Origin of the sequence: Bradyrhizobium sp. Tv2a-2 (genome assembly GCF_000472425.1) — a bacterium.
Classification (GTDB): domain Bacteria; phylum Pseudomonadota; class Alphaproteobacteria; order Rhizobiales; family Xanthobacteraceae; genus Bradyrhizobium.
Genome location: NZ_AXAI01000011.1, coordinates 243,875 through 258,891, shown reverse-complemented (window position 1 = coordinate 258,891; position 15,017 = coordinate 243,875). Strand labels below are relative to the sequence as shown.

Genomic DNA, 15,017 nt, shown 5'->3' with positions numbered 1-15,017 from the left:
GCCGTCGCGGTCGCGCTGCACTTGCGCAGGACGACTGAGAGAGCCCCCTACTTCAACGCATCCGCGACCTTCGCGAGCCCGGCATTGGCGCAGACCTCATCCTTCTCGCCGCCCGGCGCGCCTGAGACGCCGACACCGCCGATCACCTCGTTGCCGGCGTGGATAGGCACGCCGCCGCCCACGCCGACCACATTCGGAATCTGGCGCAGGAACGCGAAGGCCGGGTCCTCCATCTGCTTCTGGGTCGCGAGCGAGGGCTGGTTGCGGGTGCGTGCGGTGTAGGCCTTCATGCGCGCAAATTCCAGCGTATGCGGACCGGTGCCGTCGCCGCGCACGGAGGCCGCGACATTGCCGCCCTTGTCGACGATGACGACGGAGACCTTGTAGCCGTCCTTGGCGCACTGATCGAGCGCGCCCTGGATGATGGCCAGCGACAGCCCCATCGAGACGTTCTTTTCGCTAAGCGGCGCCTGTGCACAGGCGGGCGTGACGATGGACAAGGATACAAAGGCGAATAACCCGAGACTGGCACGGCGCATCATTTCCTCCCTAAGGTTGTTTCGTTTCGCGCAAAGGATTGAACCCCCGCGGCCACGGATTAATCCGCCGGCAACCACCAGCATTCAATCATGATCCGCCGCAAGGAAATCTTGGAAGGAAACTCTTGCGAACACATCGAAGCGGGCGGCGATAACAGTGAAATGACCCCTGCGGCAAAGTGCGATTATTTCGGCTGCAAAAGGCTCGCCTGCAGTCGCGCGAGTTCCTGCTCCAGATCGCGCTCGACATCGCCGACCTTCATCTCGATGACGCGGTAGTCGCGGTCTTCCAACCACGCGCGGCGCGTGGCGCGGTCCTGGGCGATGGTCTCCGTCTCGCCCTCGTTGACCAGCTCGATCGCGAGCCGGTGCACGAAGGAAACGAAATCGGGGATGTGCCGGCCAATCGGGGTCTGGCGCTTGAAGCTGCCAGCGAAGCGGCGATCGCGGGTCAGGGCCTGCCAGAGCATCCGCTCGGCATCGGTCGGGTTGCGGCGGAGCAGGCGGGCGAGCCCACGCACCGTGCCGCTTTCATGGGCGGGCATGCCGCGGCCGTGCTCGGCGAGCAGCGCCCTTAGGCGGGTCGCCTGCTCGCCGTCGAGCACGCCGCCCTTGGCCGGCCCTTTCCGCCCTTCCGCGATCGCCATCACCACGCCGTGCAGCGTGTGCATGTCCTGCTTGCTCGGCTCCATGCGGGTGAAGATGTTGCGCAGGTTCACCAGCATGGTGTCGCGCTTCTCCGCCGGACGCAGGAACTCGACCTTGTCGAGCTCCCGCACCAGGTTCGCGAAGAAAGCATCGATCTGGTGCTGCGAGGCCGGCGGCGAGCGCTCGGGCTTCTCGAAAGGCAGAGCGTTTGTGGTCGACAGCTTGAACCATTCATAACCCATCAGCAGCACAGCCTGCGCAAGGTTGAGCGAGGCGAAGCCTGGATTGACCGGAAAGGTGACGATGCGGTTGGCGCGCGCCACCTCGTCGTTCATCAGCCCCCAGCGCTCGCGTCCGAACAGGATGCCGGCTCTGCCGCCGCCGCCGATATGGGAGACGATCTCGCTCGCGGCCGCCTCCGGCCCCAGCACCGGCTTGGCCTGGTCGTGGGCGCGGGCGGTGGTGGCGAGCAAGAGGTCGAGGTCGGCGACCGCCTCCTCGACCGTGGCAAACAGCTCGACATTGTCGATGATGTGGTCGGCACCGGCGGCGGCACGCTGGGCGGCGACGTTCGGCCAGCCGTCACGCGGGTTGACCAGGCGCAGCTCGGATAGCGCGAAATTGCCCATGGCGCGAGCGGTCATGCCGATATTCTCGCCAAGCTGCGGCTCGACCAGGATGATCACAGGGCCTTTCAGGTCAAGGCCAGACTTGGTCTTGTCGGTGCCGCTCACGGCGCTGGATCGCTTTCCGGTCAGATTTCAAGGTGTTGAGTCGGGCCTTGCACACGCTAATTCAAGTGGCGAGGATCTCCCTCGATTGCCTGCCAAACGGCACTGACTCAAGCAAAATATGAGGTTAGATTCGCCTTTTGAATCGAGGAACGAGCCTCCGTCAAGCCCGGTAAACCCGAAGTCCCCTCTCGCCGGACCAACCAGCGAAGATGGACCTGCTCAGCCAAAAGATGGGCGGAAACTGCATAACCCCTCACCTTCCGCACGCCGTTTGGCAGTGCTATGACGCCCCGCGGATAATTCCCGCAAAGCTGCTATTCAAGCGCATTGATCCCGAAAGGCCCCATCGATCATGGCAAAAATCAAGGTGACCAACCCCGTCGTCGAACTCGATGGCGACGAGATGACCCGGATCATCTGGAAGTACATCAAGGACAAGCTGATCCACCCGTTCCTTGACGTCGATCTGCAGTATTTCGACCTCGGGATCGAATACCGGGACCAGACCAACGACCAGGTCACCATCGATGCCGCCAATGCCATCAAGAAGGTCGGCGTCGGCGTTAAGTGCGCCACCATCACCCCTGACGAGGCCCGGGTGAAGGAGTTCAACCTCAAGGAAATGTGGAAGTCGCCGAACGGCACCATCCGCAATATCCTCGGCGGCGTGATCTTCCGCGAACCGATCATCTGCAAGAACGTTCCGCGGCTCGTGCCCGGCTGGACCAAGCCGATCATCATCGGCCGCCATGCCTATGGCGACCAGTACCGCGCCACCGACATCAAGTTCCCCGGCAAGGGCGTGTTGACGCTGAAGTTCGTCGGCGAGGACGGCACGGTGATCGAGCGCGAAGTGTTCAAGACGCCAGGCGCCGGTGTCGCGATGGAAATGTACAATCTCGACGATTCCATCATCGATTTCGCCCGCGCCTCGTTGAACTACGGCCTGATGCGCGGCTACCCGGTCTATCTCTCGACCAAGAACACCATCCTGAAAGTCTATGACGGCCGCTTCAAGGACATCTTCCAGGACATCTTCGACCGCGAGTTCAAGAAGGAATTCGACGCCAAGGGCCTGACCTACGAGCACCGCCTGATCGATGACATGGTGGCTTCGGCGCTGAAATGGTCGGGCGGCTATGTCTGGGCCTGCAAGAACTACGACGGCGACGTGCAGTCGGACACGGTGGCGCAGGGCTACGGCTCGCTCGGCCTGATGACCTCGGTGCTGCTCACCCCCGATGGCAAGACCGTGGAAGCCGAGGCCGCCCACGGTACCGTCACCCGGCACTACCGCGAGCACCAGAAGGGCAAGGAGACCTCGACCAACTCGATCGCCTCGATCTTCGCCTGGACCCGTGGCCTCGCCCATCGTGCCAAGCTCGACAACAATCCGGAATTGGCGAAGTTCGCCGACACCCTGGAGAAGGTCTGCGTCGGCACGGTCGAGGACGGCTACATGACCAAGGACCTCGCGCTCCTGGTCGGCGCCGACCAGCGCTGGCTCTCGACCACCGGCTTCCTCGACAAGGTCGCCGGCAATCTCGAAAAAGCGATGGCGTAAGGGCGCCATCGTCGCTCTAATCCGACAAACGGTTGTTCCGGGGTGATGCAAAGCATCGATCCCGGAACCTCGAGATACAGGTGTTCGCGCTACCGTGCGCCTCGGCATGACGGAGTCAAACCAAGGACCACCCATGCGGCTGACGAAGATCGCGACGTTTCCCGTTCTCCTGCCGCTCCTTGCCGGCCCCGCCTTGGCCGCCGATTCCATTCCCGACGCCCTCGCTGCGCCCGGCACCGTGCCGGTGCTCACGGCGCATGCGGAAGGCGAGCAGATCTACGAATGCAAGGCGGGCTCTGACGGCAAGCTCGTCTGGACCTTCCGCGAGCCCAAGGCGACGCTGATTGCCGATGGCAAGATCGCCGGCAAGCACTATGCCGGCCCGACCTGGGAGCTCAATGACGGCAGCGCCGTGGTCGGCAAGGCCGTGGCCAGCGCGCCCGGCAAGACCGCCAACGACATCGCCTGGCTGAAGCTCGAGGTCACCACCCATCGCGGCAGCGGCGGCACGCTGGCCGACGTCAGCATGGTGCAGCGGCTCAACACGGTCGGCGGCCAGATGGGCGGGCCTTGCGACCGCGCGGGCGATAGCCGGGCCATGCCCTACACCGCCGATTACGTCTTCCTGCGCAAAGGCTGAGACGGCCGCAGCGGTCGTTCGATACCTCAAGACTTGCGCCGGCATCGCTGGATCGCGAAATTACGGGTCGAATCCCGCACGGCTTCCCTGTAAGCCACGCCTGACCAATCGCGATTGCAGCCCGGCTGTTTAGACCCGGAAAAAGACTACCGGAGGAATCCCTTATGCCCGCCTATCGTTCCCGCACCACCACCCATGGCCGCAACATGGCCGGCGCCCGCGGCCTGTGGCGCGCGACGGGGATGAAGAACGAGGATTTCGGCAAGCCCATCATCGCGGTCGCCAATTCCTTCACCCAGTTCGTGCCCGGGCATGTGCACCTGAAGGACCTCGGGCAGCTGGTCGCGCGCGAGATCGAGAACGCCGGCGGCGTCGCGAAGGAATTCAACACCATCGCGGTTGATGACGGCATCGCCATGGGCCATGACGGCATGCTCTACAGCCTGCCCTCGCGCGAGTTGATCGCCGACAGCGTCGAATACATGGTCAACGCCCATTGCGCCGATGCGCTGGTCTGCATCTCCAATTGCGACAAGATCACGCCGGGCATGCTGATGGCGGCGCTGCGGCTGAACATCCCCGTCGTGTTCGTCTCCGGCGGGCCGATGGAGTCGGGCAAGATCAACATGAAGGGCAAGATCAGGTCGGTCGACCTCATCGATGCCATGGTTGCTGCCGCCGACGACAAGGTCAGCGACAGCGAGGTCGAGGTGATCGAACGCTCGGCATGCCCGACCTGCGGCTCCTGCTCCGGCATGTTCACCGCCAATTCCATGAACTGCCTCACCGAGGCGCTGGGCCTGTCGCTGCCCGGCAACGGCTCGGTGCTGGCAACACATGCCGACCGCAAGGGCCTGTTCGTCGAGGCCGGCCACCTGATCGTGGATCTCGCGAGGCGCTATTACGAGCAGAACGACGAGAGCGTGCTGCCGCGCAATATCGCGAACTTCAAGGCGTTCGAGAATGCCATGAGCCTCGATATCGCCATGGGCGGCTCGACCAACACAGTGCTGCATCTGCTCGCCGCGGCTTACGAGGGCGAAGTGCCCTTCACCATGAAGGACATCGACCGGCTCTCGCGCAAGGTGCCGGTGCTGTGCAAGGTCGCGCCATCGGTCGCCGACGTGCACCTGGAAGATGTGCACCGCGCCGGCGGCGTGATGGCGATCATGGGCGAGCTCGACCGCGCCGGCCTCATTCATTCGGAGCTACCGAGCGTGCACTCGAAGTCGCTCGCGGCCGCCCTTGAGCGCTGGGACATCACCCGCACCAAAAGCGAGAGTGTCCGCAACTTCTACATGGCCGCTCCCGGCAACGTGCCGACGCAGACAGCTTTCAGCCAGGATCGCCGGTTCGAGGAGCTCGATCTCGATCGCACCACGGGTTGCATCCGTAGTGCTGAGCATGCCTATTCCCGCGACGGTGGCCTCGCCGTGCTCCATGGCAACCTCGCCCTCGACGGCTGCATTGTGAAGACGGCCGGTGTCGACGGCAGCATCCTGAAATTCGCTGGCCCCGCCCGCGTGCTGGAGAGCCAGGATGCCGCGGTGGAAGCGATCCTCGGCAACAAGATCAAGGCTGGCGATGTGGTCGTGATCATCTATGAGGGACCACGCGGCGGCCCCGGCATGCAGGAGATGCTGTATCCGACCAGCTACCTGAAATCGAAGGGTCTCGGAAAGGCCTGCGCGCTGGTCACCGACGGCCGCTTCTCGGGCGGCAGCTCGGGCCTGTCGATCGGCCACGTCTCGCCGGAGGCCGCTGAAGGCGGCCTGATCGGCCTCGTGCAGGACGGCGACACGATCGAGATCGACATCCCGGCACGCTCGATCAATCTCGCGATCGACGAAGCCGAGCTGAAGCGCCGCCGCGAGGCGATGCAGGCCAAAGGCGCTCAAGCCTGGAAGCCCGCCAAGCGCGCCCGCAAGGTGTCTACTGCACTGAAGGCCTATGCCGCGCTCACCACCAGCGCCGCCCGCGGCGCGGTTCGCGTGGTGGAGGATTAAGGGCGACGGCCCCGCTGCAGCATTTGGGCCGATGCCAGTAGATCGGTAGCTTAGGCGCCCGCCATCGCCTTCTCGATTGCTTCCAGAGCGGCGCTCGCCTTCGCGCCGTCCGGGCCACCGGCCTGCGCCATGTCGGGCCGGCCGCCGCCGCCCTTGCCGCCGAGCGCCTCTGAGGCCACGCGGACCAGATTGACCGCATTGTAGCGTGCGGTCAGGTCGGGGGTGACGCCGACAACGACGCCGGCCTTGCCGTCGCCGGTGACGCCGACAATGGCGACCACGCCTGAGCCGAGCTGCTTCTTGCCGTCATCCGCAAGGCTCTTGAGATCCTTCATCTCGATGCCTTCGACCGCACGCGCCATCAGCTTGACATTGCCGACTTCGCGCACGCCCGATGCCGAGCCATTGCTGGACGGGGCGCCGCCCATCGCGAGCTTCTTGCGGGCATCCGACAGCTCGCGTTCGAGCCTCTTGCGCTCGTCGAGCAGCGTGGCGATGCGTGCCGGCACGTCCTCGACCGTGGTGCGCAGCTCATTCGCCGCGGTCTTGGCGAGACCCATGACGTCGTTGGCGTGCTTGCGCGCCTGCGATCCCGTCAGCGCCTCGATCCGGCGCACGCCTGAGGCGACCGCGCTCTCGCTGGTGACCGTGATCAGGCCGATATCGCCGGTACGGCGGACATGCGTGCCGCCGCACAGCTCGACCGACCAGCCGAGCGCGTTCTGCCCGTGCTCGCGCGCCCCCTTGCCCATCGAGACCACGCGGACCTCGTCGCCATATTTCTCGCCGAACAGCGCGCGAGCACCGGCCTCGCGGGCATCGTCCACCGCCATCAGGCGCGTCGTCACCTCGTCGTTCTCCAGCACCACCTCGTTGGCGATGTCCTCGACGCGGGCCAGCTCTTCCGCCGTGATCGGCTTCGGATGCACGAAGTCGAAGCGCAGGCGATCCGGCGCGACCAGCGAGCCGCGCTGGGCGATGTGGTCGCCGAGCACCTGGCGCAGCGCCTCGTGCAGCAGATGCGTCGCCGAGTGGTTACGGCGTATGCCGCTGCGCCTGATATGATCCACCTCGAGCTGCAGCGCAGTGCCGACCTTTAGCGTGCCCTGCTCCACCGTGCCCAAATGGACGAAGAGATCGCCGGCCTTCTTCTGGGTTTCGGTGACGCGGAACTTGACGCCCTCCCCTAGCAAGAGGCCGATGTCGCCGACCTGGCCGCCGGACTCGCCATAGAACGGGGTCTGGTTCAGCACGATCGCGCCGCTCTCGCCTGCCTTGAGGCTCTCGACCTCCTGGCCGTCCTTAACCAGCGCCGCAACGGCGCCTTCCGCGGTCTCGGTCTCATAGCCCAGAAACTCAGTCGCCCCGAGCTTCTCGCGCAGCGGGAACCAGATGGTCTCGGTCGCAGCCTCGCCCGAACCCGCCCAGGCCGCACGCGCCTTGTCGCGCTGGCGGTCCATCGCGTCCGTGAAGGATGCAAGATCGACGCCGACGCCACGCGACTTCAGCGCATCCTGCGTGAGATCCAGCGGGAAGCCGTAGGTGTCGTAGAGCGTGAAGGCCGTCTCGCCGTCGAACATGTCGCCCTTTTTCAGGCCGGCGCTCTTCTCATCGAGAATGGCAAGGCCGCGCGCCAAGGTCTTGCGGAAACGGGTCTCTTCCAGCCGCAGCGTCTCCTCGATCAGGTTCTCCGCCCGCACGAGCTCCGGATAGGCTTGCCCCATCTCACGCACCAGCGCCCACACCAGGCGGTGCATCAGCGGCTCCTTGGCGCCGAGCAACTGCGCATGGCGCATGGCGCGACGCATGATCCGGCGCAGCACATAGCCGCGGCCCTCGTTCGAAGGCAGCACGCCGTCGGCGATCAGGAAGGAGGACGCGCGCAGATGATCGGCGATCACGCGCAGCGAGGCCTTCTGCTCGCCATGCGGATTGGTGCCGGTGAGCTCGGAGATGGCGCGGATCAGCGCGACGAAGAGATCGATGTCGTAATTGTCGTGCTTACCCTGCAGCACGGCGGCGACGCGCTCCAGCCCCGCCCCGGTGTCGATCGAAGGCTTCGGCAGCGCCGCGCGCGTGCCGCCCTCGAACTGTTCGAACTGCATGAACACGAGGTTCCAGATCTCGATATAGCGGTCGCCATCTGCCTCCGGCGAACCGGGCGGGCCACCCCAGACCTTGTCGCCATGATCATAGAAGATTTCCGAGCATGGGCCGCAGGGGCCGGTATCGCCCATCTGCCAGAAATTGTCGGAGCCTGCGATACGGATGATGCGCGACTCCGGCAGGCCGGAAATCTTCTTCCAGAGATCAAAGGCCTCATCGTCGTCGATATAGACGGTAGCCCAGAGCTTATCCTTGGGCAGGCCGAACTCGCTCGTCACCAGCTTCCAGGCAAGCTCGATCGCGCGATCCTTGAAGTAATCGCCGAACGAGAAGTTGCCGAGCATCTCGAAAAAGGTGTGATGGCGGGCGGTGTAGCCGACATTGTCGAGGTCGTTGTGCTTGCCGCCGGCGCGCACGCATTTCTGCGAGGTGGTGGCGCGCTGATAGGGCCGCTTCTCGACGCCGGTGAAGACGTTCTTGAACTGCACCATGCCGGCATTGGTGAACATCAAGGTCGGGTCGTTGCGCGGCACGAGCGGCGAGGACGGCACGATCTCGTGGCCGTTCTTGGCGAAGAAGTTCAGGAAGGTCGACCTGATGTCGTTGACGCTGCTCATATTCATCCAATCGGAAAGCTGGCCGGGGCCCTGCAAATAGCGATTTTTGAGGCCGAACGCTTTTAGACAAGGCCAGCCACAGTGTCCAGAAACTGTGCAGGCGGATCATAGGCTTGCTGCGGGAGCGTAAAGTCGGACGCAAAGCTAGTTGATAGACGCTGCGCTTGCGTTGACAGTCTGGCATAGGTCGTGTTTCCCTCCTATCTGTTCAAGACAGCCACGTCGGGAGAGACCGGCTTTGATGCCGGCGCCGAAGGAGCAACCGCCCCGGAAACTCTCAGGCAAAAGGACCGTGTGGCTTTGACAGCATCTGGAAAGAGGCGCAGCCGGCTTCTCAAGGCCAGTGGGCGTCCGCCGACGGGATAATACTCTCAGGCACAGCGACAGATGGGGCTTCGTCTGGTCACCCGAGGAATGTCCCTCGGGAACCGCCGAGGGCCCCTGATGCTTGCGACCAGCGACACCCCGCTCAAACGTACTCCCCTCCACGCCCTTCATGTGTCGCTTGGCGCCAAGATGGTGCCGTTCGCGGGCTATGACATGCCCGTGCAGTATCCGGCCGGGGTTTTGAAGGAGCACCTTCATACCCGCCAAAAGGCCGGCCTGTTCGACGTCTCCCATATGGGCCAGGTGGCGCTGCGCCCCAAATCCGGCCAGGTCGAGGACGCGGCGCTGGCGCTCGAGCGGCTGGTGCCGCAGGACATGCTGGCGCTCGCCCCCTTCCGGCAGCGCTATGCGCAGTTCACCAACGCGGCGGGTTGCATCCTCGACGATCTGATGGTCGCGAATTTCGGCGACCACCTCTTCGCGGTGGTGAACGCCGCCTGCAAGGAGGCCGATGAGGCACATTTGCGCGCGCATCTCTCCGACTCGTGCCAGGTCGATTCGCTCGCCGACCGCGCGCTGCTAGCGCTGCAGGGCCCCAGGGCCGAAGCCGTGCTGGCGCAATTCTGTGCAGAGGCACCGGCGATGCGTTTCATGGATGCGGGACCTCACGAGGTCGCTGGCCTCGGCTGTTTCGTGTCGCGCTCCGGCTATACCGGCGAGGACGGGTTCGAGATTTCGGTGCCGGCGGCGCAAGCCGAACAGCTGGCGACCGCGCTGCTGTCGGACCCCGACGTGCTGCCGATCGGGCTTGGCGCCCGCGACAGCCTCAGGCTGGAAGCCGGGCTTTGCCTCTATGGCCATGACATCGACACCACGACCACACCGGTCGAGGGCGCGCTGGAATGGTCGATGCAGAAGAGCCGGCACTCCGGTGGCGCCCGCGCCGGCGGCTATCCGGGTGCGGAGACTGTTCTGAGCCAGCTTGCGAGCGGCGCGGCACGCCGCCGGGTGGGCCTGAAGCCCGAGGGACGCGCGCCGGTGCGCGAGGGCGCGCCGCTGTTTGCGGACCAGACCTCGTCGGAGCCAATCGGCGCTGTCACGTCAGGCGGCTTCGGCCCGAGCCTCAATGCGCCGGTTGCGATGGGCTATGTGCCGACCGCTCTCGCAATCAACGGCACCCGGCTTTTTGCGGAAGTGCGCGGACAGCGCCTGCCCCTGCGCGTCGCCGCCACGCCTTTCGTTCCCAACACCTACAAGCGCTGAAGGATTGCCATGACCACGCTCTTCACCACCGACCATGAATGGCTTCGCATCGAGGGCGATGTGGCAACCATCGGGATCACCGACTATGCGCAGTCCCAGCTCGGCGACGTCGTGTTCGTCGAGTTGCCGAAGGTCGGACGCACGCTGAAGAAGGCCGAGGCCGCAGCCGTGGTCGAATCCGTCAAGGCTGCCTCCGACGTTTACGCGCCGATCTCAGGCGAAGTGCTTGAGGTGAACGAGGAGCTCGCCGCCGAGCCGGCTCTGGTGAATTCCGACGCCAGCGGCAAGGCCTGGTTCTTCAAGATCAAGATCGCGGACAAGAGCGAGCTCGGCGGATTGATGGATGAAGCCGCCTACAAGGCGCACACCGCCTGACACCGAATTTGCATAGCGAGGCACACATGAACGCGCCCTTCAAACCCGCCGCCGAGGCCGCCACCGACTTCGCCCGCCGCCATATCGGGCCATCGCCGCGCGATATCGCAGCGATGCTGGAGACGGTCGGCGCAGGCAGCTTGTCAGCGCTGATGGCCGAAACGCTGCCGTCATCGATCCGGCAGAAGACGCCGCTCGATCTCGGTGTGGCGCTCAGTGAGACCCGGGCGCTTTCGCATATGCGCGACCTCGCCGCGCAGAACCAGGTTTTCACCTCGCTGATCGGCCAGGGCTATTCCGGCACCATCCTGCCGGCGGTGATCCAGCGCAACATCCTGGAGAACCCGGCCTGGTACACGGCCTACACGCCCTATCAGCCCGAAATCAGCCAGGGCCGGCTGGAGGCGCTGTTCAACTTCCAGACCATGATCTCCGACCTCACCGGGCTTGATGTCGCCAACGCGTCGCTGCTGGATGAAGGTACGGCCGCCGCCGAAGCCATGGCGCTCGCCGAGCGCGCCTCGCAGGTGAAGACAAAAGCCTTCTTCGTCGACCACGAGGTGCATCCGCAGACGCTTGCGGTGTTGCGCACCCGCGCCGAGCCGTTGGGCTGGCGGCTCGTCGTCGGCGATCCCGCGACCGACCTTGACCGCGCCGATGTCTTCGGTGGCCTTCTGCAATATCCGGCGAGTTCCGGCGCGTTGCGCGATTTGCGGCCCGCGATTGCGGTCCTGCGCGCAAAAGGCGCGCTCGCTATTCTGGCCGCGGATCTGCTGGCGCTGACGCTGATCGCCTCGCCTGGCGAGCTCGGCGCCGATATCGCGGTCGGGTCGGCCCAGCGCTTTGGCGTGCCGATGGGCTATGGCGGGCCGCATGCGGCTTACATGGCGGTGCGCGATGCGTTGAAGCGCTCGCTGCCCGGCCGCATTGTGGGGCTATCAGTGGATTGGCGCGGTGCGCCGGCCTATCGGCTGGCGCTGCAGACCCGCGAGCAGCATATCCGCCGCGAGAAGGCGACCTCCAACATTTGCACCGCGCAGGTGCTGCTGGCCGTGATCGCCTCGATGTATGCGGTCTATCACGGCCCCGAGGGGCTTACGGCGATCGCGCGCAATGTGCACCGCCGCGCCGCCGTGCTGGCGGCGGGCTTGCGCAAAATGGGCGTTGCGCTGAAGAGCGAGGCCTTCTTCGACACGGTGACGGTCGAGGTCGGCGCGCGGCGCGACGAGATCGTCGCCCGCGCGCTTGCAGAGAAGATCAATCTCGGCATCGGCGCCACCACGCTGCGTATCGCGCTCGATGAAGGTACGACGCCGCAGATCGTCGAGGCGGTGTGGCGCGCCTTCGGGGGCAGCCTGTCTTACGCCGATATCGAGGCAGGCAGCCGCGAGGCACTGCCGCTTGCGCTAAAGCGGGCCACGGCTTTCCTCACCCATCCCGTGTTCCATGCGCATCGCTCGGAAACCGAGATGCTGCGCTACATGCGCAAGCTCAGCGATCGCGACCTCGCGCTCGACCGGGCCATGATTCCGCTGGGCTCCTGCACCATGAAGCTGAACGGGACCACCGAGATGGTGCCACTGACCTGGCCGGAATTTGCCACGCTGCATCCCTTTGCCCCGGCCGGTCAGGCAAAGGGCTATCATATGTTGTTCGCGCGGCTGGAAAAGTGGCTGTGCGACATCACCGGCTATGACGCGATCTCGCTGCAGCCGAACTCTGGCGCACAAGGCGAATATGCCGGACTGCTCGCGATCCGCAGCTATCACGCCGCGCGCGGCGAGGCGCATCGCAAGGTCTGCCTGATCCCCTCCTCCGCGCATGGCACCAATCCGGCGTCTGCCGCCATGGCCGGCATGGACGTCGTCGTGGTCACCTGCGACGCACGCGGCGATGTCGATGTCGAGGATCTGCGCAAGAAGGCGGAGGTGCATGGCAAGACTCTCGCCGCGATCATGATCACCTATCCCTCGACCCACGGCGTGTTCGAGGAACATATCAGGGAGATCTGCGACATCGTGCACGGTCATGGCGGCCAGGTGTATCTTGATGGCGCGAACATGAATGCGCAGGTCGGGCTGTCGCGGCCCGGCGATTACGGCGCCGATGTCAGCCATCTCAACCTGCACAAGACCTTCTGTATCCCGCATGGCGGCGGCGGCCCTGGCATGGGCCCGATCGGCGTGAAGGCGCATCTTAAGCCCTTCCTGCCTGGTCATCCCGCGACGGATGGCGCCACGCCCCATCCGGTCGGACCGGTCTCGGCCGCGCCATTCGGCTCTGCGTCGATCCTTACCATCTCCTACATCTACATTCTGTTGATGGGCGGCGATGGACTGACGCAGGCGACGGAAGTCGCGATCCTCAACGCCAACTATGTCGCGGCGCGCCTGAACGCCCATTTCCCGGTGCTCTACCGGAACGAGAAAGGCCGCGTGGCACATGAATGCATCATCGATCCGCGGCCGCTGAAGGCAACGAGCGGCGTTTCCGTCGACGACATCGCCAAACGCCTGATCGATTACGGCTTCCACGCCCCGACCATGAGCTTCCCGGTGCCGGGCACCTTGATGATCGAGCCGACCGAATCGGAATCGAAGGCCGAACTCGACCGCTTCTGCGACGCCATGATCGCGATCCGGCAAGAGATCGCGCAAGTGGAGAACGGCCGCTTCAAGATCGAGGCGTCACCGCTGCGCCATGCCCCGCACACCGTGCACGACATCGCCGATGACGATTGGAAGCGCGCCTACACGCGCGCGGAAGGCTGCTTCCCCGCCGGCGTCTCGCGCACGGACAAATACTGGTCACCGGTCGGGCGCGTCGACAATGTCTATGGCGACCGCAACCTGGTGTGCTCGTGTCCGCCGGTGAGCGATTACGCCGAGGCGGCGGAGTAATCGAAAACGACGCGTTACACTTACATCATGGCCGGGCTTGTCCCGGCCATCCACGCGACGAGCACCCAAAAACGTACATGCCCGGCACGGGGAGTGGCCGGGCATGACGCAACCTTCGCTTCAGGCGGCGGGTGTCGCGAAGGTATCGGGCTTTACTCTTCCGCGGGCTCTTCGCCTTCGGAGTCGCGTTCAGAATCGCTGGCGAGGATCTGATCGGCGATCAGGCCAGAGTTCTGGCGGATCGCAGCCTCAATCTTGGCCGTGATATCAGGATTGGCCCTCAGGAACGCCTTGGAATTCTCGCGGCCCTGGCCGAGGCGCTGGCTGTCATAGGAGAACCAGGCGCCGGACTTCTCGACAACGCCGGCCTTTACGCCGAGGTCGAGAATCTCGCCCATCTTGGAGACACCCTCGCCATACATGATGTCGAACTCGACCTGCTTGAAGGGCGGCGCCAGTTTGTTCTTCACGACCTTGACGCGCGTGGAGTTGCCGACCACTTCGTCGCGATCCTTGATCGAGCCGATCCGGCGGATGTCGAGGCGGACGGAGGCATAGAATTTCAACGCATTGCCGCCGGTGGTGGTCTCGGGCGAGCCGTACATCACGCCGATCTTCATCCGGATCTGGTTGATGAAGATCACCATGGTGTTGGACTTGTTGATGGAGGCGGTGAGCTTGCGCAGCGCCTGGCTCATCAGTCGCGCCTGCAGACCGGGGAGCGAATCGCCCATCTCTCCCTCGAGTTCGGCGCGCGGCACCAGCGCTGCGACCGAATCGACCACCATCACATCAACCGCGCCGGAGCGCACCAGGGTGTCGCAGATTTCCAGCGCCTGCTCGCCGGTGTCAGGCTGCGAGATCAGGAGCTCGTCGATATTGACACCGAGCTTGCGGGCGTAGACCGGATCCAGCGCATGCTCGGCGTCGATGAAGGCGCAGATGCCGCCCTTCTTCTGCGCTTCCGCCACCGTGTGCAGCGCCAGCGTCGTCTTGCCCGAGGATTCCGGTCCGTAGATCTCCACGATCCGCCCCTTCGGGAGGCCGCCGACGCCGAGCGCTATGTCGAGCCCGAGCGAGCCTGACGACACCGTCTCGACATCCATCGAGCGGTCGTTCTTGCCAAGCTTCATCACCGAGCCCTTGCCGAACTGGCGCTCGATCTGGGACAGCGCGGCGGACAGCGCTTTGGACTTATCCATGGAGGAACCTTCAACGATACGCAGGGCTGGGACGGACATCCTATTTTAACTCCTTATGAAGGGGATTCGCGTGGGCGACAAACGATTGACGAGGGC

Annotated in this window: 10 protein-coding genes and 1 riboswitch; of the genes, 6 read left to right on the top strand and 4 right to left on the bottom strand. The window is 64.7% G+C overall.

Features of this window, described 5'->3' with window-relative positions:
- Positions 1-47 precede the first annotated feature (47 nt).
- Positions 48-542 (bottom strand): GlcG/HbpS family heme-binding protein, encoded by a 495-nt coding sequence (locus tag A3AI_RS0124020; protein WP_245286943.1) that lies wholly within the window; start codon positions 540-542, stop codon positions 48-50.
- 182 nt (positions 543-724) lie between these two features.
- Positions 725-1,921: a TrmJ/YjtD family RNA methyltransferase gene (locus A3AI_RS0124015; RefSeq protein ID WP_024518031.1), complete on the bottom strand. Its 1,197-nt coding sequence runs from the start codon at positions 1,919-1,921 to the stop codon at positions 725-727.
- 352 nt (positions 1,922-2,273) lie between these two features.
- Between A3AI_RS0124015 and A3AI_RS0124010 the strand changes: the two genes are divergently transcribed.
- The 3 genes from A3AI_RS0124010 (at position 2,274) to ilvD (ending at position 6,131) form a co-directional block, all read left to right on the top strand.
- Positions 2,274-3,485: an NADP-dependent isocitrate dehydrogenase gene (locus tag A3AI_RS0124010; protein ID WP_024518030.1), complete on the top strand. Its 1,212-nt coding sequence runs from the start codon at positions 2,274-2,276 to the stop codon at positions 3,483-3,485.
- 133 nt (positions 3,486-3,618) lie between these two features.
- Entirely contained in the window at positions 3,619-4,125 is a 507-nt protein-coding gene (locus A3AI_RS0124005; RefSeq protein WP_024518029.1) for a DUF3455 domain-containing protein, read from the top strand.
- Between the two features lie 164 nt (positions 4,126-4,289).
- Positions 4,290-6,131, top strand: coding sequence for a dihydroxy-acid dehydratase (ilvD, locus tag A3AI_RS0124000; protein WP_024518028.1), 1,842 nt, complete (start codon positions 4,290-4,292; stop codon positions 6,129-6,131).
- 50 nt (positions 6,132-6,181) lie between these two features.
- Here the strand turns inward: ilvD and alaS are convergent, their stop codons facing one another.
- Positions 6,182-8,854, bottom strand: coding sequence for an alanine--tRNA ligase (alaS, locus tag A3AI_RS0123995; protein WP_024518027.1), 2,673 nt, complete (start codon positions 8,852-8,854; stop codon positions 6,182-6,184).
- 213 nt (positions 8,855-9,067) lie between these two features.
- A riboswitch (glycine riboswitch) is annotated at positions 9,068-9,156 on the top strand.
- Between the two features lie 142 nt (positions 9,157-9,298).
- Here alaS and gcvT point away from each other — a divergent pair.
- The 3 genes from gcvT to gcvP are packed head-to-tail and all read left to right on the top strand — an operon-like array spanning position 9,299 to position 13,719.
- The gene (gene gcvT / locus A3AI_RS0123990) at positions 9,299-10,444 is read left to right on the top strand and encodes a glycine cleavage system aminomethyltransferase GcvT (RefSeq protein ID WP_024518026.1); all 1,146 of its coding nucleotides are present in this window, start codon (positions 9,299-9,301) and stop codon (positions 10,442-10,444) included.
- A 9-nt stretch (positions 10,445-10,453) separates the two neighbouring features.
- Complete coding sequence (gene gcvH, locus A3AI_RS0123985; RefSeq protein WP_024518025.1) at positions 10,454-10,819, top strand: glycine cleavage system protein GcvH; 366 nt, start codon at positions 10,454-10,456, stop codon at positions 10,817-10,819.
- A 26-nt stretch (positions 10,820-10,845) separates the two neighbouring features.
- The gene (gcvP, locus tag A3AI_RS0123980; RefSeq protein WP_024518024.1) at positions 10,846-13,719 is read left to right on the top strand and encodes an aminomethyl-transferring glycine dehydrogenase; all 2,874 of its coding nucleotides are present in this window, start codon (positions 10,846-10,848) and stop codon (positions 13,717-13,719) included.
- Positions 13,720-13,871: 152 nt separating this feature from the next.
- Here the strand turns inward: gcvP and recA are convergent, their stop codons facing one another.
- The gene (gene recA / locus A3AI_RS0123975; RefSeq protein WP_024518023.1) at positions 13,872-14,960 is read right to left on the bottom strand and encodes a recombinase RecA; all 1,089 of its coding nucleotides are present in this window, start codon (positions 14,958-14,960) and stop codon (positions 13,872-13,874) included.
- Between the last annotated feature and the right edge of the window lie 57 nt (positions 14,961-15,017).